Source organism: Jatrophihabitans fulvus (genome assembly GCF_054781375.1).
Window position 1 is genome coordinate 240,415 of record NZ_BAAGUN010000006.1, and the last position, 21,944, is coordinate 262,358.

At 70.5% G+C, this 21,944-nt stretch carries 21 protein-coding genes; 4 read left to right on the top strand and 17 right to left on the bottom strand.

Annotated features, from left to right (window positions below):
* Window positions 1-85: 85 nt before the first annotated feature.
* The 11 genes from ACYVP9_RS19040 to ACYVP9_RS19090 are packed head-to-tail and all read right to left on the bottom strand — an operon-like array spanning window position 86 to window position 10,227.
* A complete protein-coding gene (locus ACYVP9_RS19040; RefSeq protein WP_460606515.1) occupies window positions 86-610 on the bottom strand; it encodes a nuclear transport factor 2 family protein in 525 nt (174 codons plus the stop codon).
* Window positions 607-1,461: a mycofactocin-coupled SDR family oxidoreductase gene (locus ACYVP9_RS19045; RefSeq protein WP_460606516.1), complete on the bottom strand. Its 855-nt coding sequence runs from the start codon at window positions 1,459-1,461 to the stop codon at window positions 607-609. Before ACYVP9_RS19045 ends, ACYVP9_RS19040 begins: the two co-directional genes overlap by 4 nt.
* A 44-nt stretch (window positions 1,462-1,505) precedes the next feature.
* The gene (locus ACYVP9_RS19050; RefSeq protein ID WP_460606517.1) at window positions 1,506-2,261 is read right to left on the bottom strand and encodes a Rossmann-fold NAD(P)-binding domain-containing protein; all 756 of its coding nucleotides are present in this window, start codon (window positions 2,259-2,261) and stop codon (window positions 1,506-1,508) included.
* Window positions 2,262-2,301: 40 nt separating this feature from the next.
* Complete coding sequence (locus tag ACYVP9_RS19055) at window positions 2,302-3,153, bottom strand: Clp protease/crotonase-like domain-containing protein (protein WP_460606518.1); 852 nt, start codon at window positions 3,151-3,153, stop codon at window positions 2,302-2,304.
* A 4-nt stretch (window positions 3,154-3,157) separates the two neighbouring features.
* Entirely contained in the window at window positions 3,158-3,997 is an 840-nt protein-coding gene (locus ACYVP9_RS19060) for a mycofactocin-coupled SDR family oxidoreductase (RefSeq protein WP_460606519.1), read from the bottom strand.
* A 33-nt stretch (window positions 3,998-4,030) separates the two neighbouring features.
* A complete protein-coding gene (locus tag ACYVP9_RS19065) occupies window positions 4,031-5,170 on the bottom strand; it encodes an acyl-CoA dehydrogenase family protein (RefSeq protein WP_460606520.1) in 1,140 nt (379 codons plus the stop codon).
* Window positions 5,167-5,904 (bottom strand): SDR family oxidoreductase, encoded by a 738-nt coding sequence (gene fabG / locus ACYVP9_RS19070; RefSeq protein ID WP_460606521.1) that lies wholly within the window; start codon window positions 5,902-5,904, stop codon window positions 5,167-5,169. Before fabG ends, ACYVP9_RS19065 begins: the two co-directional genes overlap by 4 nt.
* Entirely contained in the window at window positions 5,901-6,671 is a 771-nt protein-coding gene (locus ACYVP9_RS19075; protein WP_460606522.1) for an enoyl-CoA hydratase/isomerase family protein, read from the bottom strand. Before ACYVP9_RS19075 ends, fabG begins: the two co-directional genes overlap by 4 nt.
* Before the next feature lie 11 nt (window positions 6,672-6,682).
* The gene (locus ACYVP9_RS19080) at window positions 6,683-8,167 is read right to left on the bottom strand and encodes an aldehyde dehydrogenase family protein (protein WP_460606523.1); all 1,485 of its coding nucleotides are present in this window, start codon (window positions 8,165-8,167) and stop codon (window positions 6,683-6,685) included.
* Window positions 8,164-9,759, bottom strand: coding sequence for a class I adenylate-forming enzyme family protein (locus ACYVP9_RS19085; RefSeq protein WP_460606524.1), 1,596 nt, complete (start codon window positions 9,757-9,759; stop codon window positions 8,164-8,166). The genes ACYVP9_RS19080 and ACYVP9_RS19085 overlap by 4 nt, the downstream gene beginning before the upstream one ends.
* Before the next feature lie 57 nt (window positions 9,760-9,816).
* Window positions 9,817-10,227 (bottom strand): nuclear transport factor 2 family protein, encoded by a 411-nt coding sequence (locus ACYVP9_RS19090; RefSeq protein ID WP_460606525.1) that lies wholly within the window; start codon window positions 10,225-10,227, stop codon window positions 9,817-9,819.
* A 66-nt stretch (window positions 10,228-10,293) separates the two neighbouring features.
* Between ACYVP9_RS19090 and ACYVP9_RS19095 the strand changes: the two genes are divergently transcribed.
* Window positions 10,294-11,442: a GntR family transcriptional regulator gene (locus tag ACYVP9_RS19095; RefSeq protein ID WP_460606526.1), complete on the top strand. Its 1,149-nt coding sequence runs from the start codon at window positions 10,294-10,296 to the stop codon at window positions 11,440-11,442.
* Window positions 11,443-11,446: 4 nt separating this feature from the next.
* Complete coding sequence (locus ACYVP9_RS19100) at window positions 11,447-12,166, top strand: FadR/GntR family transcriptional regulator (protein ID WP_460606527.1); 720 nt, start codon at window positions 11,447-11,449, stop codon at window positions 12,164-12,166.
* Window positions 12,167-12,177: 11 nt separating this feature from the next.
* Here the strand turns inward: ACYVP9_RS19100 and ACYVP9_RS19105 are convergent, their stop codons facing one another.
* The 4 genes from ACYVP9_RS19105 to ACYVP9_RS19120 are packed head-to-tail and all read right to left on the bottom strand — an operon-like array spanning window position 12,178 to window position 16,595.
* Complete coding sequence (locus ACYVP9_RS19105; protein WP_460606528.1) at window positions 12,178-13,311, bottom strand: acyl-CoA dehydrogenase family protein; 1,134 nt, start codon at window positions 13,309-13,311, stop codon at window positions 12,178-12,180.
* Window positions 13,312-13,354: 43 nt separating this feature from the next.
* Window positions 13,355-14,332 carry an acyl-CoA dehydrogenase family protein gene (locus ACYVP9_RS19110; RefSeq protein WP_460606529.1) on the bottom strand — a complete coding sequence of 326 codons (978 nt, stop codon included), beginning with the start codon at window positions 14,330-14,332 and terminating at the stop codon, window positions 13,355-13,357.
* Window positions 14,329-15,411: an acyl-CoA dehydrogenase family protein gene (locus ACYVP9_RS19115; protein WP_460606530.1), complete on the bottom strand. Its 1,083-nt coding sequence runs from the start codon at window positions 15,409-15,411 to the stop codon at window positions 14,329-14,331. The genes ACYVP9_RS19110 and ACYVP9_RS19115 overlap by 4 nt, the downstream gene beginning before the upstream one ends.
* Window positions 15,408-16,595 carry an acyl-CoA dehydrogenase family protein gene (locus ACYVP9_RS19120; RefSeq protein ID WP_460606531.1) on the bottom strand — a complete coding sequence of 396 codons (1,188 nt, stop codon included), beginning with the start codon at window positions 16,593-16,595 and terminating at the stop codon, window positions 15,408-15,410. Before ACYVP9_RS19120 ends, ACYVP9_RS19115 begins: the two co-directional genes overlap by 4 nt.
* A 68-nt stretch (window positions 16,596-16,663) precedes the next feature.
* Between ACYVP9_RS19120 and ACYVP9_RS19125 the strand changes: the two genes are divergently transcribed.
* The gene (locus ACYVP9_RS19125) at window positions 16,664-18,082 is read left to right on the top strand and encodes an AMP-binding protein (protein WP_460606532.1); all 1,419 of its coding nucleotides are present in this window, start codon (window positions 16,664-16,666) and stop codon (window positions 18,080-18,082) included.
* Window positions 18,083-18,093: 11 nt separating this feature from the next.
* Window positions 18,094-19,128: an LLM class oxidoreductase gene (locus ACYVP9_RS19130; RefSeq protein WP_460606533.1), complete on the top strand. Its 1,035-nt coding sequence runs from the start codon at window positions 18,094-18,096 to the stop codon at window positions 19,126-19,128.
* A 73-nt stretch (window positions 19,129-19,201) separates the two neighbouring features.
* Here the strand turns inward: ACYVP9_RS19130 and ACYVP9_RS19135 are convergent, their stop codons facing one another.
* Together ACYVP9_RS19135 and ACYVP9_RS19140 are read right to left on the bottom strand one after the other, a co-directional pair.
* A complete protein-coding gene (locus tag ACYVP9_RS19135; protein WP_460606534.1) occupies window positions 19,202-20,443 on the bottom strand; it encodes an ABC transporter substrate-binding protein in 1,242 nt (413 codons plus the stop codon).
* A gap of 225 nt (window positions 20,444-20,668) precedes the next feature.
* On the bottom strand, window positions 20,669-21,904 hold the full coding sequence (locus ACYVP9_RS19140) for an ABC transporter substrate-binding protein (RefSeq protein ID WP_460606535.1): 1,236 nt from the start codon (window positions 21,902-21,904) through the stop codon (window positions 20,669-20,671).
* Between the last annotated feature and the right edge of the window lie 40 nt (window positions 21,905-21,944).

Here is a 21,944-nt window from a genome sequence, read left to right on the forward strand (position 1 = left end):
GTTCCTCCTGGGGAGATGGGTCGAGCCGGTCTGCAAATCAGAATACTTATTCAACTAAGAACGTCGCAGCGTGGCAAGAGCTCGCTCAGCCGATCGGCGCTGCGTCGTCGGACCAGAACGCCGTCCAGCTGGGCCATTCGTAGGGCAGCTGACCGGTTCGCGGCTCGCGCCCGGGCCACCGATCGCTCAGAGCACCACCCGGCGACGGTTCCTGGCGCTGGCCGTACCAGACCTTCTCCTTGCGGCGCCGGAAGAACCACGCCCCGTCGATGCGCTCGTAGGTGTCCCAGTACTGGATCATCATCACGAGCCACTCGCCGTCGAAGCCGTGCTCGGCCCGGCAGTAGACGACGCCCGTCGCGTGATCGTCGTCCTGCACGTCGATCAGGTGGTTGCCGATCATGTGGATGCTCACGCCGAAACTGCGCAGCACCTGCTCGAACCACGTTCTCAGGGCGTCGCGGCCGACGCGGTCCCTGCCCACCTGGACGTCGTGCGGGAAGCACCGCATGAGCGCGTCGAGGTCGCGTGAGTCGACGGCCTGCGCGTACCGACAGGCCAGCTGACGGATGGCCTCGTGGGCGGAGATCTCGACCGGCACCGCGTTCACACCCTGAACTCGTTGACCTTGAGGTAACCGCCCGCGTCCACGCGCAGCTGATTGCCGGTCATGAAGCGCGACTCGTCCGAGGCCAGGTACACGACCAGCGACGTGATGTCGTCGGGCTCGACGTACGGCACCGGCATGGCGTGCAGCACCGGGAACCCGGGCTCGGCGTCCTCGCGGGTCGGGTGCTCGAGATCGCGCCGGAACTGTCGGTACGTCATGTCGTTCTGCAACATCGGACTGTTGACGTTGCCGGGATGGATCACGTTGGCCCGGATGCCCTCCGGCGCGAGGGTGGTCGCCAGCTCGTGGATGTAGTGCGCAAGGGCTCGCTTCGCGTACTTGTAGCCCGCCGATCCCGGCCCCGCGTCGTCGTAGGCGCGTCGCGGCCGCACCGAGACGAGCGAGCCGATGGCGATGACGGACGCGCCTGCCTGCAGCCGGGGGTACGCCGCCTGGATGACGTTGATGGCGCCGAGCAGGTTGATGTCGACGGTGTCGATCCACGCCCGGCTGTCGTAGGCCGCGCCCAGGGCCGAGACCGCCGCGTTGGCGACGACCACGTCGAGCCGGCCGAGCTCGGCGACGGCGCGATCGACGGCCGCCCGCATCGCGAAGGGGCTGCGGACGTCGGCCTTGATCGCGAGGCAGCGACGGTCGAGTGCCTCCACGGCTTCGACCGTCTCCCGCAGATCGGCATCGGTCGCCATCGGGTAGTCGACGGTCGCGATGTCCTCGCACAGATCGACCGCGACGACGTCCGCACCCTGCCGGGCCAGTTCGACCGCATGGTTGCGACCCTGGCCGCGAGCCGCCCCCGTGATCAGGACGACCTTGCCCGCCACTCGTGTCATCGTCCGTCTCCCGTCGTCGCCCGTCGGTGTGCGCTCGTCACCCGTCAGCCCACGTCGTTGCCGGAGATCATGCCGCCGTCGACGACGAACTCGCTCGCGGTCGCGTAACTGCTCTCGTCCGATGCGAGGTAGACGACGAGGGGGCTGATCTCGCGCCGGCGGCCGATGCGCGGAATGGGCTGGCGGCCGAAGATCTCGGCCGGGTCGATGTCCGAGGTGCTGTCGCCGAGGACGAAATCGGTGAGCACGCCACCGGGGTGCACCGAGTTGACGCGGATGTTGTGGCGTCCCAGGTCCCGGGCGGCGGACTTCGTCATGCCCCGCACCGCCCACTTGGTCATCGAGTAGGCGAACAGGCCGCCCTTGCCGACCATCCCGGACTCGGAGGAGATGTTGACGATCGAACCGGTGCCCGCCCGCTTGAGTGCCGGGACCGCCGCCTGCATCCCGTGGAAGACGCCGAGCTGATTCACCGACAGCTGCCGCATCAGGTCGGCCTCGCTCGTCTGCTCGAGGCCGGCCGGGATCATGATGCCCGCGTTGTTGACCAGCACGTTCAACTCGCCGAAGGCCGCTTCGGCGCGGGCGACCGCGGCGTCCCACTGGGCGCGGTCGGTGACGTCGAGGTGGACGAAGACGGCGTCGTCGCCCAGCTCGGCGGCGAGCGCCTCGCCCCGGTCGTCGAGGATGTCGCCGATCACGACCTTGGCGCCCTCGGCCACGAAGGCGCGGCTGTGCGACTCGCCCATCCCCTTGGCCGCGCCGGAGATCAGCGCAATCTTGTTGTCGAGACGTCCCACGTGGTGCCCTTCGTTCGGTCGGCCGGCGGCCGGCTGTCGGTCAATCGGTGTGCGGTCGGGGGAGGAACCGCGGCGGGGTGCGATCGCGCACCGATCGCAGGCCCGTCCGGAAATCGGGTTCGCCCGCCATCCGGTCCATGTCCTCGACGGCTCGGGTGTACGAGGTCTCGAGGTCGCTCAGGTCGCCCCAGGCGTCGCGGTAGACCTGCCGCTTCATGACCCGCAACGAGTTCGGCGAGCTGTGCTGCGCCATGCCCCGCGCGAACTCGTGCACCTGATCGGCGAAGGTGTCGGCGGGCCAGCTCCGTCGCACGAAACCCAGCTCCCGGGCCTCGTCGCCCGACATCACCGGGTTCGTCAGCAGGATCTCGAGAGCGTTCTGCAGTCCCACGATGCGGACCAACGTCCACGCCAGGCCGTACTCCGCGGGCAGGCCGAGCCCGGCGAAGGACGGCGTGATCTTGTTCCGCTGCACCGAGACCCGGAAGTCGGCGAAGCACGCCAGGACGAAGCCCGCGCCGGCGCAGGGGCCGTTCAGCGCGGCCACCACGGGCTTGCCCACGGAGAGCGGGTAGGTGTGGTTGTGACGCAGCGCCGGAGGTGCGTCGTCGGGGAACGGCGGCAGGGACACCGCCTCCCGTGCGTACGTCCCGCCCCGCTCGTCCATGTCGGACAGGATCTGCATGTCCGCCCCGACGCTGAAGTAGTCGCCTGCGCCGGTGACGACGACGGCGCCGACGTCCGGGTCGGTGTCGGCGTGGTGCAGGGCCCAGCGGTACTCCTGCGCCATCCGCCCGTTCCAGGCGTTGCGGCGGTCCGCACGGTCGAGCAGGACGGTGGCGACGTTGTCGGTCACCGTGTAGGTGATCGCCTCGAATTCGGTGGGGTGCACGCGGTCACCAGCGCGAGATCATGCCGGCGTCGACGGGAATCGCCGAACCCGTGACGAACTTGGCTTCGGCCGAGGCGAGGAACACGACGAGATCGCTGACGTCGTCGGGCTGGATCCACGGCACCGGCAGGACGTTCAGCCGCTGCGCGACACGGGCGAACGCCTCCTGCGACTGATCGTCCTGTCCGGGGAGGAAGAGGTCGAGCGTCTCCTGGTTCTGGACCATCGGGGTGTCGACGGTGGTCGGGTGGATCGTGTTCACGCGGATGTTGTCGCGCCCCAGCTCCAGGGCGAGCACCTTCATCAGCCCGACGAGCCCGTGCTTGGCCGCCGCGTAGTGCGATGCGTTCGGGATCCCCCGCAGGCCGGACGTCGAGCTGGTGATCACGACGGATCCGCCCTGGCCGTGGGACCTGATGTGCGGGACGGATGCCCGGATGGTGCGCCACACCCCGCTCAGGTTCACCGCGATCATCTCGTCCCAGTCGAGTTCGGTGAGTTCGAGGGCGGGGCGGTACGTGGCGATGCCAGCGTTGGCCACCACGACGTCGAGACGGCCCAGTTGCTCGACGCCGTCGGCGACGATCCGCGTCAGGGCGGGCAGGTCGCGCACGTCGGCGACCTCGGCCACGACACGGCGGCCGAGCTCGGTGACCTGCCGCGCCGTCTCGTCGAGGTCCGCCGTCGTCGGCAGGGGATAACCGACCGAGGGCAGCTGCTCGCAGACGTCCACGATGATCACGTCGGCGCCCTCGGCGGCCAGACGGACGGCGTGGCTGCGTCCCTGTCCCCGGGCGGCGCCCGTCACGAAGGCGACCTTGCCGCGGAGTCGATCGGCGGTCATGTGGACATGGCTCCTCTGACGACGGGCACGGGTTCAGAAACCGAGCTTGCGGCCGTTGAGGTCTTTCATGATCTCGGTGGTGCCGCCGTACAGCCGCTGGATGCGGGCGTCCTTCCAGATCTGGGCGATCTCGTACTCGTTCGTGTAGCCGTAGCCCCCGAACATCTGCAGGCAGCGGTCGACGATCTCCCACTCGAGCTCGGTGATCCACCACTTCGCGCCCGCGGCGTCCTCGGCGGTCAAGGAACCGTCGACCACCCCCATGATGCAGGTGTCCAAGTACGCCCGGGCCACCTGCAGCTTGGTGTGCATCTCGGACAGCGCGTGGCGGTTGACCTGGAAGTTCCCGATGGGCTGTCCGAACGCCTGACGGGTACGGGCGTACTCCATGGTGAGGTCGAAGGCGTGCTCGGCGTTGGTGAGACCGCCGACCGCGATGCCCAGCCGCTCCTGCGGGAGGTTGCCCATCAGCGCGTAGAAGCCGCGGCCCTCCTCGCCCAGGCGATTGGTGTCGGGCACCCTGACGTCGCTGAAGAACAGCTCCATCGTGTCGGACGTCCGCTGCCCGATCTTGTCCAGCTTCTTGCCCCGCTCGAAACCGGGACGGTCGGTCTCGACGACGAGCAGGGTGAAACCCTTGTGGCCCGCCCCGGGGTCCGTCCGCGCCACCACGATCACGAAATCGGCCAGGTATCCGCCGCTGATGAACGTCTTGCTGCCGTTGACGACCCACTCGTCGCCGTCGCGCACCGCACTCGTGCGGATGCCCGCGAGGTCGGAACCGGCCCCGGGCTCCGACATCGCGATGGCACCGAGCACCTCGCCCTTGGCCATGCCGGGAAGCCAGCGCCGGCGCTGCTCCTCGGTGCCGAGGCTGACGATGTAAGGAGCCACGATCTCGTTCTGGAGCGTGAGCGCCACGCCCGCGCGGGTGTAGGTGGAGGCCTCGATGACCATCGCGTTGAAGCGGTAGTCGCCGATCTCCAGGCCGCCGTACTCGGTAGGAATGTCCAACCCGAGAAGGCCCTGTGCCGCCGCCTGCTGCCAGATCTCGCGGCCGACGTGACCCTGTGCTTCCCATTCGGCGCGATGCGGGACTGCGTTCTTCTCGAAGAACTGGACCGCCGCCTCGCGCAGCTGCAGGTGTTCGGTTTCCAGAATCGTGCGCTTCACATGAATCTCCCGCCGGTGACGTCGTGCAGAGTGCCTGTCATGTAGCTCGAGAGGTCCGACGCCAGGAAGAGCACGACACCGGCCACCTCGCTCGGCTCACCCGGACGGCCCATCGGGATCTCGGCCATCTTCTGGTCCCACGCCTTCTGGGGCATGGCCTCGGTCATCGGGGTGCGGATGAGGCCGGGCGCCACGGCGTTGACGCGCACCCCGAGGTGCGCGACCTCCTTCGCGGCGGCCTTCGTCAGCCCTACGACGCCGGCCTTGGCCGCGGAGTAGTTCGTCTGCCCGGCCATGCCGACCTTGCCGGACAGCGAGGAGATGTTGACGATGGAGCCGCGACCGGCCTCGCGCATCCGCGCCGCCGCCAACTTGGTCCCGAGCCAGACGCCCTTGAGATTGACCTCGATGACCGCGTCGAACTGGTCCTCGGTCATCGTGCGCATCGTGGCGTCCCGGGTGATGCCGGCGTTGTTCACCACGACGTGCGGTGCGGTGCCACCGGCGGCGTCGAGCAGCCGTTCGACGTCGTCGGCCCGGCGCACGTCGCACACCACGCCGGTGGCGACGCCGTCGCCGCCGAGTTCCGTGACCGCGTCGGCGATCGCCCTCTCGTCGACGTCGCCGAGCACGACCGTCGCGCCGTGGGAGACGAACGTCCTGGCGATCGCGAGACCGATGCCCTGCGCTCCACCCGTGACGACCGCGGTCCGGCCCTCGAGCAGGCCGGTCACCGGATCTCCGGCTTCGGTCGTGCGACGGCACCCATGTCGATCATGCTCCCGGGGTTGCCCAGTTGGGTGTAGTGCAGCGGCACCTCGCGCCCGGCGCCCGGCGTCATCGACAACGAGTCCCACATCGCCTTGACGGTTCCCTGCACGGCGAGCGGCGGCTTCGTCGCGAGCCGCCGCGCGAGTTCGTCGGCTCGCGGCCACAGGTCCTCGCGCGCGACGACCTCGCTGACCAATCCGATGGAGTACGCGCGGTCGGCACCCATGCGCTCGTCCAGGCCGAACAGCGCCCAGCGCATCGCCTCGCCGATCGGGATGCGTCGCATCAGGCCCACCGGCTCGAGCGCCGAGACCATGCCGTAGGTGGTGTGAGGGTCGAAGAAGGTCGTCTCCTCCGAGCAGATGATGACGTCGGCCTCGTTCAGCCAGTACATGGCGCCGCCGGCGCACATGCCGTGCACGGCGACGATGAGCGGCTTCCAGACCCGGTTCTGCTTGGCGCCCAGCGACAGTCCCGGATCCTCGGCGCTGAAGGGGTTGTCGTGCCGGAATCGGCCGTCCTTGCGGTCGACGCCGGTACAGAACGCGCGGTCACCGGCGGCGCGCAGGACGACGACGTGGACGTCGTCGTCGAGGCGACACCGCTTCCAGATGTCGAGGAAGTCCTCCAGCATCTCCTGGTTGAAGGCGTTCATCACCTCGGGACGGTTGAGGGTGATCGTGGCGACGTGGTCGACCACGTCGAACAGGACGGTCTCGTACTCGCTCACAGGGTCATCCTTCACAGCGCGACGTGGACGTTCTTCAGCCGCATGAACTGCAGCAGGCCCTCGCGTCCACCCTCCTTGCCGTGGCCGCTGGCCTTCCAGCCACCGAACGGCGCGGCCGGGGGCAGGCCGGCAAGACTGTTGACCGAGACGTAGCCCGCCTCGAGTCGCGCCGCGACCCGGTGGGCGCGCCGCAGGTTCTCGGTCCACACGTAACCAGCCAGCCCGAATTCGCTCTCGTTCGCGATCGTCACCGCGTCGTCCTCCTCGTCGAAGGGGATGACGCTCAACACCGGTCCGAAGATCTCGTCGCGGGCGAGCCGGCTTGCGGGATCGACGTCGTGATAGACGGTCGGCTGGAGGTAGAACCCGTCGTCGAGCTCGCCACCGACGGCGCCGCCACCGGTCAGCAAGGACCCGTCGCCGTCGGCGGCGACGCGCTGCATGACACCCAGGATGCGGTCGAAGGAGCGTCGGTCGACGACGGGACCCATCGTCGTGCGCTCGCCGAACGGACGGCCGACGGTGAACCCGTCGACGGTCGCGGTGAGGACGTCGAGCACCTGCGGGTAGACGGAACGCTGCACGAGCAGCCGAGTGGGCAGGAAGCACCCCTGGCCGCTGTTCTGCGCGACCGCGAGCACGGCCGCGAGCTTGGCTGCGCGCGGCACGTCTGCGTCGTCGAAGATCAACGAGGCCGACTTGCCGCCGAGCTCGAACACCGTCGGCACCTGCCGCTGCGCGGCCACCGTTCCGATCGAACGGGCGGCGACGTTGCCACCGGTGAAGCTGATGATGTCGACACCCGGGTGCGCGCAGAGCGCCTGCCCGACGTCCGGACCGCCCGGCACGACGTTGAACAGCCCTGGTGGCAAGCCGGCGCCGGTCGCGATGTCGGCCAGCAGTCCGCTCGACAGCGGGGCGAGGTCCGAGGGCTTGAGGACGACCGCGTTGCCGGCGGCGAGCGCGGCCGGCACCTTGACCGCGAGCCCCAGCGCCGGGCCGTTCCACGGGATGATGCCGGCGACGACGCCGTAGGGCTGATGGATGCCGTAGTCGAGTGTGCCGGGCACGGGAGCCACGAGACCCTCGATCTTGTCCGCCCACCCCGCGTAGTAGGAGAACCACTCGATGGCGCCGAGGACGCCGGCCACCGAGGTGCGGATGGGCATGCCCATCTCCAGGGTGCCCACCGCGGCGAGTTCGAGGTGCCGCTCGCGCAAGGCGGCGGCGACGGCGAACAGGATGTCGCGACGCTGAGCCGGTGTCTTGCGCAGCCACACCTGCTGCGCGGCGGCCGCGCCTGCAACAGCGCGGTCGACGTCGGCGGGCCCGGCCAGGGTCCAGGTGCCCAGCGGTTGCGCGTCACCCGGGTGGATGTGCTCGTGCGCCTTGCCCTCGGCATCGGCGACGAAGCGCCCGTCGATGTACACCGCCGCGGGCGGGAGCATGTCGCGCGCCGTCGACTCCTCGACCGGCACGGCCCTCGACGCGGTCACGCCGGGTCACCCAGCCGCTCGGCGACGAGACGGCCGACAGCCGGCCGGTCGACCTTGCCGTTCGGCACCCGGGGCAGGGAGTCGACGACGAGGATCCGGCGCGGCCGCTTGTACGCGGTCAGCCGGCCGGTGACGCCGGCCAGCACCTCGTCCCCGGACCGCGTGGACTCGACGACGGCGACCGGGATCTCCCCCAGCCGCTCGTCGGGCCACGCGACCACGACGGCCTCGGTGACGTGCTCGTCGTCCTCCAGCGCGGCCTCGACCTCCTCGGGCGTGATGTTGAAGCCGCCGCAGATGATGATGTTCTTCAGCCGACCGGTGATGTAGAGATAGCCCTCGTCGTCGAGGCGGCCGAGGTCTCCGGTGCGCAGCCAGTCGTTCGCGCCCCCGGCGTCCGGGCGTCCGGCCGGATCGTCCGACGTCAGGTAGCCCTGCATGGCCGATCGGGACCGTACCCAGATCTCTCCCGCGTCGCCCTCCGGCACGTCCGTCCCGTCGGGGCCGACCAGACGCAGCTCCACCCCGGGCAGCGGCTTGCCGACCGAGCCGGGCCGCCGGCGGCCGGCGAGCACGTCCTTGACACTCTCGATGGCGATGCCACCGAACGCCTCGGTCTGGCCGTAGGCCTGCAGCACCGGCACCCCGAACCGCTCCTCGAACGCCTCGCGCAGGGCGGGGGTCAGCGGCGCGGTGCCGGAGGAGACGTAGCGCACCTTGCCCAACCGGTCGCCGGGTTCGGTGCCGTCGAGCAGCATGCGCAACATCGCCGGGTTCAGCGTCAGGTTGTCGATGCCGTACCGATCGACGAGCCGCTTGGTGAGGGCGCCGTCGAACTTGCGCAACAGCACGATGGAGCGTCCGACGTACAGCCCGAACAGCAACCGCACCACACCGGCGGTGTGCGACAGCGGATTGGCGATCAGGTTCGGCGGCTTCGGTGTGCTCGGCAGCGGGCTCGGGCCCGTGGCGGACCGGAACGCCGAGACCGTCGAGCGAAGATTCGACCACGCGTTGTCGTGGGTGAGCACGACACCCTTCGGGGTGCCGGTCGTCCCCGAGGTGAGCAGCACGAGCGCCGGCTCGTCGCCGGCCACGTCGGCCGGAACCGGCAGCACGACCGGCTGCGCCGCCGGCGATTCGTCGCGCGCGACGTGGACGACCGGCAGTACCGGGACGGGGAGCGTTCCACCGGCCACGGAATCGTCGGGTGCGCAGACGACAGCGCCGGCGCCGAGTCCGGACACGACGCGGGCGACCTCGTCGGCAGGCGCCGCCGGGTGCATCGGCAGCGCGGCGCCGCCGCGCAGCCAGACCGCGGTGAGAGCGGCCAGGAAACGTTCGTCGTTGCCGATGCGCACGACCACGCGGTCGCCGCGGCCGACTCCGGCCGACTCGAGCCGGTCGGACAGATCGGACGCCGCCGCCGCCAGTTCCGCGAACGTGAACTCGGCCGCACCTTCGACCGAGAGGAAGGCGTGGTCCGGCCGCTCGACCGCACGCCAGGCGAGCAGCGCGGCGAGCGACCCCGACCCGACGCGTGCCGAGAGGTCGTCGGACGAGGTCGTCGCGACGGAAGAGCGGGGATTCATCGTGGGCGCTCCTGCAACGGTCGGACGGACAGCCGGCGAACGAATGGACGAGCAGTCTCAGCCGGCGTCGGCGGCGAACTTGACCTTGCCGATGACCGCGATCTCCTGCCGCTTGATCTTCCAGCTGTCACCGGTCTTCACAAGGTCCCAGTAGTAGTCGACCGAGAACGCCTGTCGACGGAAGAAGACGATGAACTTGGCGGTGGAACTCGCCGTGGCACCGTCGTCGCCGACGGTCGTGAACTGGCCGGCCGGGTGATGGGCGACCGCGTCCGGCGCGTTCTCGTAGAAGCTGCGCAGCTCGTCCTTGCCGCTGTAGACCTTGCCGTACACCTTCTCCGCGTCGAAGACGCCGTCCTCGGTGTACAGGTCGAGCACGCCGTCCCATCCCTCGTGATCGCAGTGGTGGCAGTACCTGGCCGCGAGTTCCTGGATCTCGAGCTTGGCGAGGAGGTCGGTGGCGCTCATGAAATAGTTATATCAGTTGCCGAACAGCCGACCTAGATCGTCGTGTGCGGCGATAGGCTCGGTCGCGTGTCGGACGCCCCACGACGAGCCCCGACGCGGGTCTCAGGACGGCTCGCCGTTCAGCTGGCCCGCCGGATCGAGGACGACGTCGTCGCCGGTCGTCGCACCGCCGGCGACGCGCTCGGCAGCGCCACGGAGTTGCAGCTGCACTACGGCATGAGCCGCGCGGTCGTGCGGGAAGCGATCCGGGTCCTGGAACACGAACGCGTGGCCCGCGCGCGCCGCGGCCCCGGCGGCGGACTCGTCGTCAGCCGTCCGAGCGTGGAACCGACGACGCGATCGCTCGCGTCCTACCTGCACTACACCGGGGCCGGTCTCGACGACCTCCTCGAGGCCCGCCTCGTGCTCGGCCGTCTCGCGGTGCGGCTCGCCGCCGAACGTGTCGATCGGCAGGAGATCGAGCGGCTGCGCAGCGGCCTGTCGTCCGAGGCCGAGCAGTGCGACAGCGGCGCCCCCGTCGAGTTCTGGTCGCGCCCGCCGTTGCTGTCGCCGGTGGCCAGAGCAGGCGGCAACCCGGCCCTGCTGCTCCTGCTCGACGTGGTGCACCTGCTGCTCGACAGGTGCATCCAGCCCGTGCGGCAGCGCCTGCCCGACGGCGACCCGCGGGTCGACATCGCGTTCCGCAGCAGCCGTCGCGGGATCGTCGATGCGATCGTCGCCGGCCGGGCCGACGACGCAGTCGCGCTGCTCGCCGCGCGCGCGGCCGACACCGGCGCGTGGATGCGCGCTCACGGCGCTCCGGCCGGCGTCCCCGCCGACGCCCCGGAGGGTGGCCGGGTCGACGCAGCGCTCGCGGGGTGGACCGCCGACCGCGTCCGCCGCGACGTGGCCGCCTCCGGCTGGCCCATCGGTGCGCCGCTGGGCACCGAGCGCGACCTCGCGCAGCGCTACGCGGTCGGACGCGACGCCGCGCGGGAGGCGGTCTGCCTGCTGGAGTCGGACGGCGTCGTCGCCGGTCGACGAGGCCGCGGCGGCGGCCTCGTCGTGACCGCCCCGACCGCGCAACGGGTGCTCGAGCGCCTCGCGACGGACCTGCGCCGCCGCCAGATCGCCCCGCACCACCTGATCGCCGTACGCCGTGTCCTCGAGTCGCTCGACTCCTGCGGCGGCCGGACGACGAACCGGGTCGTCGAGCTGTTCCGGCGCGTCGGTTGACGGCGTGACGCCGCCGCCGCGGCCGGCCCCGCGCGCCCGTCTCGCGCAGCGGATCGCCGCCGAGATCGAGGCCGAGGTGGTACGGGAGGGCTGGCCCGTCGGCACGGTGCTCGGATCCGAGGCCGACCTGACCGCCCGGTACGGGGTCAGTCGAGCAGTGCTGCGCGAGGCGGTCCGCATCGTCGGCTCGCACCAGGTCGCGACCATGCGGCCGGGGCCGGCCGGCGGTCTCGTCGTCACGGCGCCGCGGCCCGACGCGGTCAGCACGGTCGCCTCGCTGTACCTCCAGTACGAGGGCCTGCGTCGCGACCACCTCATCCAGGCCCGGCTGGCGGTCGAGACGCAGTGCGTCGGGCTTGTCGCCCGGTCCCCCACCATCCGCACCCGGCGGTCGCTGGAACAGGCCCTCGACGCGGAGAAGGTGCGCGGCGCCGACGGATTGCTCAGCGGCCACATGCACGATCTGCACGTGGTCATCGCGAGGCTCACCGGCAACCCCGTTCTCGCACTGTTCGTCGACATGCTGAGCGGCATCGACGAGGACCTGTTCCTCACCGCTGAGCGACCCGCCATCACCGACTTCGACGCCGCCGCCAACGCCGGTGCGTCGCACCGCGCCCACCGGCGCATCGTCGCCGCGATCGTCGACGGCGACGTCGAGCTCGCGCGCCGGCGGATGGGCGCCCACCTGCGGGCGATCGCGAAGATCGTGGCCCGTCCCTAGGCGCGGACGGGTCACGACTTGGGCAGACCCAGGCCGCGTTCGCCGATGATGTTGCGCTGCACGTCCTTCGTGCCTGCGCCGATCGTCACCTTGTAGCCGTCCAGATAGCGCTCGAGCACCGCCGCGTCGGCGCCGTAGGCGATGCCGTCCGCATCGGCGCCGTCGACCACCAGGCGGTCGACCCGCTGCCGCAGCTCGGAGTAGAAGAGCCGGATCATCGACGCCGCCGCGCCCGGGTCGAGACCGTGCGCGCTGTGCGACACCATCCGCAGCGTCATCGCATACATCGCCCGCGCTTCGGTGCGGGCGCGGAGCAGGCCGGCGACGACCTCGTCGTCGCGGCGTGACCACTCGGCCAACCGGTCCTCGACATAGCGGGCGAGCTCGAGCTGCTCGCGCAGGAAGCCGGTGCCCCGCTCGAACCCGAGGGTGGCCATGGCGACGGCCCAGCCGTTGCCCAGCCCACCGACCACGTTCGTCAGCGGGATGCGCACCTCGTCGTAGAACACCTCGCTGAACTCGGTGGTTCCGGCCATGGTCATGATCGGCCGGACCTCCACACCGGGCAGCGTCATGTCGCACACCACCCAGGTGAGTCCGCGGTGCCGTTCGGACCGCGGGTCGGTGCGCACCAGCAGTTCCTGGTGATCGGCGAGATCTGCCTCGCTCGTCCAGATCTTCTGTCCCGTGACGACGAGGTCGTCGCCGTCGACGACACCCCGGGTCCGCAACGAGGCGAGGTCCGATCCGGCGCCGGGCTCGGAGAAGCCCTGGCACCAGACCGCCTCCCCGCGCAGGATCCGCGGCAGGTGGAACGCCTTCTGCGCATCGTCGGCCCGGGCGATCAGCGTGGGCCCCGCGTGGTTGATGCCCACGAAGCCGCAGCCGATGTCCGGCGCGCCGGCGCGGACGTACTCCTCGAACCAGATGAGTTGCTCGCCCAGACCCATACCGACCCCGCCGTACTCGGCCGGCCACGACACGCCCGCGTACCCGCCCTCGAACTGGGCGCGTTGCCACGCCAAGTCGAAGTCGCGCCCGGCGCGCCGATCGGTCGGCCGCGGCTCCCGGGGGACGTTGTCGGCCAGCCAGTCGCGCACCTTCAGGCGGAACTCCCCGTCGGCCGTCGCCTCGGTCAGCTCCACGACGTCACCTCTGTCTCTGTCGCTCCCGCCACCGGTGGCCCCGTCACCACGGGCTCGACGCCGTCCGCAGCGCATCGCGACGGGTCGCGACGGTGCCGAAGGACGCGGCGAGCACCTGGGCCCGCTTCACGTAGCGCTGAGCGGCATGCTCCTCGGTGAAGCCGATCGCGCCGTGGTTCTGGATGTTGTCCCGACTGTTCTCCAGTGCGGCGCGCGACGCGACGGCGAGTGCGGCTGCCGCGTCGAAGGCCGCCGCCGGCAGGCGCGCCTCGATCCCGACGGCGGCCAGTGACGTCATCGCCCAGGCGGCCTCGGCCCGCACGGCCATGTCGGCGCACCGGTGCTTCACGGCCTGGAAGGAGCCGATGGGTCGGCCGTACTGCACGCGGTCCAACCCGTACCGCACCGACATGTCACGCACCCGCTCCGCGATGCCGGCGAGCTGGGCGGCGGTCAGCACCTGCCACGCGGCCACGACGCGATCGCGCACCCCGGCGGGTACCGGTGCGACGGTGTCGGCCGGCAGGCCGACCTCGATCAGACGGAGGGAGGGGTCGACGGTGTCCACGGTGCTCGTGGCACGGACGTCGGCGGCATCCAGCAGACGCACCTCACCGGCCGGATCGCGCACCACGAGCACCCGAACAGGCGACGCCGCGAAGTAGCGGACCGTCCCGGCGTCGTCCGACTGCGCGAGCGCGGCCGGCACGGTGCCGTCCAGCAGCGGGCCGAGCAGGTCGGGGCGCCGCGACGCGAAAGCGACGTGGGCGGCGAGCGAGTTGGCGAGGAACGGACCGGTCGTGAGCGCGCGGCCCAGCTCGCGGAACAGCATGATCTGGGCGCAGACGCCGTAGCCGACGCCCCCCGCGTCCTCGGGCAGCGCGAGCCTGAGCCACCCCAGCTCGGCGCACCGGTGCCACAGCTCGTCCGTCGCGGTCGCCGCGGCACCCCGCTCGGAGAGCAGCCGGTCGGCGGTGGCGGCGATCGCGAGCTGGTCGTCGTCCTCCACCAGGTCGATCACGGCCGCCCCGCCCTGACGGGTCCGAACGCGGCATCCGCGAGTTCGCTCCGGAGCGACTCGGGTTCCCCGAGGTACTGGCGGTCGAGCAGCGCGCGCCTCAGGTAGACGTGCAGGTCGCACTCCCAGGTGTAGCCGATGCCGCCGTGCAACTCGATGGCATCCCGAGCGGCCTGCACGTACGCGTCGGCGACGTGGCTCTTCGCGAGGGCGGCAGCGTCCAGGGCGTCGGGCAGCGATTCGTCGAGCGCGTGCGCGGCGTACCACCAGAGACCGCGACAGGGTTCGACCAGCAGCGCGAGGTCGGCGACCTGGTGCTTGACCGCCTGGAACTGCCCGATCGTCCGGCCGAACTGGCGGCGCACCTTGACGTACGCGACGGTCTCGTCGAGGACACGGCGCGCACCGCCGAACGCATCCGCGGCCACGAGCACAAGCCCTGTCGCGCGTAGTCTCGCGACGGACGCCGCGTCGGCACCGGGCAGCGGTTCGGCGTTCCCTTTGATCGTGACCGCATCCAGCGGACGCGTGTAGTCCAGTCCCGGCAGCGGTCGTACCTCGAACGAGTCGGACGTGACGAGCGACAGCGAGGGGCCGGCACGAACCACCAGCACGTCCGCAGACCGGGCGCCCAGTACCGGGGTACCCGGGTCGTCCCAGACCAGGGACGCTCGTAGCGTCCCGTCCGCCAGACCCGGCAGCCAGCGGTCGCGCTGATCCGGTGACCCGCAGCCGGCCAGCGCCGCCGTGGCCAACCAGTGCCCCAGCCACGGTCCGGGTGCCGCGCCGTAGCCGAGCGCCTGCGCGGCGACGGCGAGGTCCAACACGCCCAGGGCCAGCCCGCCGTGCTCCTCGGGCACGCCGAGCGCCCCGACCCCGAGCTGGGCGAGCTCGCGCCAGACATCGCCGTCCCAGGCCGGGGTGGTCGCCGTGCTCCCGGCGGCGCCCGGCTCCCGCGCGACGGCTGCCCGGGCCTCCGCCTCCGCGGCGACGAGCGTCGGACCGACGGGGTGGTTCTTGAGCAGGAACGAGGTCACCGTGCGTTCGAGCAGGTACTGCTCGGGACTGAGATCGAAGTTCATGCGCCGGCCTCCGCGTCGTCGCGAGGTAGTCCGAGACCGCGTTCGGCGACGATGGTGCGCTGGATGTTGGACGTCCCGCCGGCGATCGCCACGCCCAGCGAACCGAAGAACTGGTTGATCCACCGTTCGTCGCCGGGCCGGTCGGACAGCTGTGGGTCGAGCACCGCGGAGGGTCCGAGGACGTCCAGGGCGATCCGCGAGACGCGCATGGCGACCTCCGTGTGCACGAGCTTGTTGAGCAGGTGGAGCATGTCGACGCTGTCCCCGGTGCCGCCGTCGTTGCCTCGGGAGGCCTGAATCATCGCGGAGCGTCGCTGCGCCTCGATCCATCCGTGGAGCTTGACGAGTTCGCTGCGGACGCCGGGGTCGGCCAGGCCACGTCCGTCGCGGTCGTCGGCCCGGCGGGCGAGCTTGACGAGAGAGGCGAACAGCTGCGCGGACGTCTCGGGCGCGGCCAATGTGCTGCGCTCGGCGGCCAGGGTGGTGCGCGACACCGTCCAACCCTGACCACGTTCGCCGACAAGCAGTTCACGAGGCGTCCGGGCCCCGGTGAGGAACACCTCGCTGAACTCCGACGACCCCGTCATCTGCCGCAGCGGCCGCACTTCGACACCCGGCTGATCCATCTCCAGCAGGAAGTAGGACAGGCCGGCACGGCGCGGTGACGCCGGCTCCGTCCGGGCGAGCAGCAACATCCACTGAGCCTGGCGCGCTTCCGACGTCCACACCTTCTGTCCGTCGATCACCCACTCGTCGCCCTCGAGGACGGCCGTGGTGCGCAACGCCTCGAGGTCGCTGCCGGCATCGGGTTCGCTGTACCCCTGGCACCAGCGCAGCTGCCCGGAGACGGTCGGCGGCACGAAGCGCTGCTTCTGCTCCTCGGTGCCCCAGCGCAGCAGCGTCGGCACGGCGAGTGCGACACCGATGCCACCGGTCTCCCGCGGCGCCCGCACGGCGCCGAACTCCTCACGCACGACCTGGGCACGCATCGCGTCGGGCTGCTGCCCGGAGCCGCCGAACTCGACGGGCACCGTCCGGTAGAGAAGTCCCGCCGCGGTGGCGCGGGCGCGGAAGTCGTCGACGTAGCCACGGTCCGTCGCTCGGCCGGGGTCCCAGGTCTCGGCGAGGAACGCCCGGACCTCGCCACGGAACTGCTCGTAGACGTCGCCGTAGGAAAGGTCCATCTCATCGCTTCCGTCGGGGAGGGTACGTGAAATAGCTGACTCAATGTACCTTGACGAACGTGGCCGTCGTGAAGTCATTCAGTGCACTCATTTCCGGATTGGCGCGGGCCGAACCCTCGGCTGCGGCCGTCACGTGCGGCGACGTCGTCATGACCCGGGGCCAACTCGACGCGCGCACCAACCGTCGCGCTCGCCACTACGCGGGTCGTGGCGTGCGCGTGGGGTCGCTGGTCGTGCTCCAGCTCCCCAACTCGGTCGAGCTCGTCGAGGCCGTGGTGGCGACCTGGAAGGTGGGGGCGGTGCCCTTGGTCATCTCGGCGACGATGCCGGCCGCCGAACGGGAGCCCATCGTGCGCATGGGCGCACCGGCGCTCGTGATCGACAGGTCCGACACCGAGTGGGAGTCCGAGGACGCCGCCCCGCTGCCCGACGTGACCTCCCCGAACTGGCGTGCCTCCACCTCCGGCGGCAGCACCGGCCGTCCGAAGCTGATCTGGTCGACGCGTCCCGGCAGCGCCGCCCCGGACGAGGTGACACTTCACCTGTCGCACGGGGGCGCGGTCGCCGTGCCCGGACCGCTCTACCACGGTGCACCGTTCATGTTCATGGCCCACGGTTTGTTGCGGGGCAAGCACGTCGGCCTGCTCCCGAAGTTCGACGCGGAGGCGACTCTGGCTCTGGTCGAACGGATCCGCGCCGACTACCTGCTCCTGGTGCCGACGATGATGAACCGCATCTCGAAACTCCCCGCGGACGTGCGCGCCCGGTACGACGTGTCCTCGCTGGAGAACGTGCTGCACCTGGGGTCGAGCTGCCCGCCCGACCTCAAGCGCGAGTGGATCGATTGGCTGGGCGCGCGTAAGATTCTCGAGCTCTACGCGGGCACCGAAGGCCAGGCGACGACGTGGATCCGCGGTGACGCGTGGCTCGAGCACCCGGGCTCGGTCGGGCGGCCGGTCGGCGGTGCGGAGATGCGCGCCTTCGACGCGAACGGCGCCCAGCTACCCGCGGGCAAGGTCGGCGAGATCTTCATGAAGCCGGCGCCGGGTTCGCCGGCGTCGTACGTGTACGCCGGCGCCGAACCGCGGACCCGGGACGGGTGGGAGTCGCTGGGCGACATCGGCTGGGTCGACGCCGACGGTTTCGTCTACATCCTCGACCGCCGCACCGACATGATCCTCAGCGGCGGCGCCAACATCTATCCCGCCGAGGTCGAGGCCGCGCTCGAGTCGCACCCCCTCGTGCAGGCGGCGGCGGTCATCGGGTTGCCGGACGACGACCTGGGACAGCGGGTCCACGCCGTCGTCGAGCCGACGGCCGGGGCCGAGCTGCACGAACGCGCGCTGCGCGCGCACCTCGCGGACCGTCTGCTGCGCTACAAGACCCCCCGCACGTACGAGTTCGTCGACGGACCGTTGCGCGACGAGGCCGGCAAGCTGCGGCGCAGCGCTCTGCTCGCCGCACGCACCGAACCCACCAGCGACTGAGGAGGGCAACGATGGACCTGGGTGTGATCCTCGGGACGTGGAACGGCAGCCGAACGGACGCCGACGACATCCTGGCCACGGTGCAGGAGGCGGAACGGCTCGGCTACTCGATCGCCTGGGTGCCCGAGCTGTACGGCGCCGACGCGCCGACCGTGATGTCGTGGCTCGCCGCGAACACGAGCACGATCCGCATCGGGTCGGCGGTCATGCAGATCCCTGCCCGCGCGGCCACCACGACGGCGATGACCGCCGCGTCGCTCGTCGCGCTCTACGGCGACCGGTTCGTCCTGGGCCTCGGGGTCTCCGGTCCTCAGGTGTCCGAAGGGTGGTACGCCACGCCGTGGAGTGACCCGCACGGCCGCACACGTGAGTACATCGACGTGGTCAAGCTGGCACTGCGCCGCGAGCGCGTGCGTTACGACGGCAAGCACCTCAGGCTGCCGCCGCGCCCCGAGTACCGGCCGCTCAAGCTGGTCCTCCGCAACACGGTGGACGTCCCCGTCCTGCTGGCGGCGATGGGCCCACGCAACATCCGGCTCGCCGCCGAGATCTGCGACGGGTGGCTGCCCGCCATCGTCTTCCCGGAGAGGTTCGCGCCGATGCGCGACCGCTTCCTGGGAGCGCTCGAAGCCGCGGGACGCCCGCGTGGCGATGTGGTGATCGCGGCGTCGACGGGCGCGGTCGTCAACGACGACCTCGAGGTGGCCCGCCGCGTCTACCGGCCGTACATCACCCTGCTGATCGGGGGCATGGGCACCCGCGACAAGAACTTCTACCGCGACCTGGTCACCGAGTACGGCTACGGCGAGATCGCCGAGGAGATCACCGAGCTGTACCTGTCCGGCCGGGTCGAGGAGGCCGAGGAGCTCACGCCGGCGGAGCTCGTCGACGGCATCGGGCTCGTCGGCGACGCCGCCCGCATCGCGGAGCGCCTCGAGGCCTACCGCGCCGCCGGCATCGACATCTTCTCCGTGGCGCCGTCCGGTCGCACCCTGCCGGAGAAGCTCCGCACTCTTCGGGTCGTGGCGGACGCAGCCGGGTTGTGACGCCACGAGCGCGGAACCCCGGGCCGGACTGATCCGACCCGGGGCTCCGGTGTCTCGCAGGGACAGGCTGTGACTACTGCTTGACGGTCAGCCCCTCGATGACCTTGCCACAGATCGGGCCGGCTCCGGGCTGCACGACGAACTTCGCGCCGTCGAAGCGCGTGATGTTGATGCAGCTGCCCTGGTCCTGCCCGCCCGGCGCGTCCTTGACGTCCGCGAAGTTCGTGGGGGTCGTGATGCCGGCTCCGTTCCACGTGCCCTTGCGCAGCGCGCTCACGAACGCCTGCCGGCTCTTGTCCGCGCCCGGCAGTTTGAGCCCGGCCACGAATAGGTCGGTGGTCAGCCAGCACACCGTCTGGTCGAAGGTCGGGATCGCGTCCGCCTTCGCGCCGGCGTAGGTCGCCAACGCCTTCTGCAGCTCGAGGATGCCCGGTTTCTTCGTCTCGACGGGCGACGTCAGGGTGTAGAAGTCGACGCCCTTCGACGCGGCCTTCGTCGCCGGGTCGTCCAGCACGCTCTGCCCGTACCCGGTGGCCAACACGACGGACTTCAGCTTGACCTTCGCCTGCTGCAGCGCCTTGATGAGCGCGTAGCCCGTGGACGGAACGACCGGCACGTACAACGCATCGGTACCGGAGGCCTTGATCTTCTGGACGATCGGCCCGACGTCGGTGCTCCCGAAGGCGAGTGAGTTGTCGAGATAGCCGGCCTTGAGTCCCACCTTCTCGGCACTCTTCACGGCCGCGATGGCCGCGAGCGCTGAACTGGGGCTGGAGCCGTAGCCGATCGCGCCGACCTTCGTCGCCCCGATCGACTTGAAGTACTCGCCGAAGGTCGTCGACACCAGGCTGTAGTTGCCGTACCCGTAGGCGTCGAAGATGGTCGGGTACTTCTCGGGCTCGAACCAGAAGGGGCCGGCGGAGTAGCTGACGCCGGCCACCGGGACGCCGAGCTGCTTGGCCTTGTCCGCGCCCGCCGCGAAGTAGGACGACGGGGTGACGATGCCGAACACGTTCTCCTGCTCGGAGAGCTTGGTGATCGCATCGACGACCCCGGGGCCCTCCGACTTGTCGTCGGCCATGACGTAGGACAACTTGCGGCCGTTGATGCCGCCCTTCGCGTTCTCCACCCCGATCCGGGCCTTGATGCCCGACTCGCAGTTCGCGTTGCTCGAGGCCGCGGCGCCGGTCAGCGAGGCAAGACCTCCGAGCTTGATCGTTCCGCCCGAACCGCCGGACGAACCGCCGCCCGGGGAGTCGTCGCTCGAGCCGCACGCCGCGAGCGCGAGGACGCCCACCGCGAGCACGGAGACCACCGTTGTTCTACTTCGCATGCCAGTCCAATCGTTGAGGTCCGGGACAGCGGGACGCCTCAACGTAAACCTAGTTAGCTCAATCACATATAGCTAACTGAACTACCGTTGCAGAATTGTCACGCAGAGGTGACAACCGCGTGAGTGGGCGCGCCGCGTAACGGGCAGAACCCCCTATCCGGGCCGCACGGTGGCACGGAAAGGGGGTTCGTGGTCCCGCCCGGACCGTCAGCGCACGGTCACGCCCGGCACGACCTTGCCGCAGATCGGCCCGCCCGACTGCACCACGAACCTGGCACCGTCGAAGCGCACGATGTTGGTGCAGTTGTCCTGGTCCTCGAGCGGTTTGGTTTCCTTGATGCGGTCGAAGTCGGTGGGAGCCATGAGCCCCGCCCCGTCCCAGGTACCTGCGCGCAGCGCCCGGTAGTACGCCTGCGGATCGGCGTCGGCCCCCTCCAGCGTCAGACCGTGCACGAACAGGTCCGCGGTGAGCCAGCCGAGATACTGCGAGAAGTTCGGGATGCCCTTGACGCCCGCGTACTTCGCGAATGCGGCGGTCATGGTCTTCGTTCCGGAGGTTGCCGCCTCCACCGGCGAGAACGACAGCTGAAAGTCGACGCCCTTGGCGGCCTGGCGGGTCGCCGGGTCGGTGATGACCGACTGCCCGTACCCGGTCGCGAGCAAACTCGACGTCAACCGCACGCCGGCCTGCGCGAGCCCCCGTACGAGCGCGTACCCCGAGGCAGGCACGACGGGCGCGAACAGCGCGTTCGACCCGGAGTCCTTGATCTTCTGTACGAGCGGGCCCACGTCGGTGCTGCCGGCCTTGAGCGTGGTGTCGAGAAATCCGACCTCGAGTCCCACCGCCTTCACCGACTCGGCAGCGTTGCGGGTGCTGCGCTCGGAGTTCTCGCTGTCCCCGTAACCGATGACGGCGACCTTGCGGGCACCGACCGACTTGAAGTAGTCGCCCAACGTCGTCGTGACGGTGCCGGCCTTCCCGTAGCCGTAGACGTCGAAGAACCCCTTGGCCTTGTCGGAGGTGAAGACATCGAGCCCACCGACGTTCGCACCGATCACCGGGACATCGGACGAGATGAGGTAGTCGCTCGCGGCCTGCAACGAGGAACTGGCCGTCAGGACGCCGAACACGTCGTCCTGCTGAATGAGCTTCTGGGCCGCCGCCACCGTCTCCGGGCCGGCCGAGCGGTCGTCGGCCATGACGTAACGCAGCGTGTGACCGGCGACGCCGCCACCCGCATTGGCCAGCCCGAAGCGCGCCTTGACACCGTCCTCGAACTGCGCGTAGCTGGACGCGAACGTGCCCGTCAAGGACGTGAGAACGCCGACCTTGATCTCGTCGGACCCGCCGCCGTCCCGATCGTCGGAGCCCGAGCCGCAGGCCGCGAGCACCAGGCCCGCCACCGCCGCCGCCAGCGCTGTTCTGATCGTCCGATGCCGCAAGGGTCCGCCTCTTCCTCAGTCCGATGATCGCCTGAGGCTA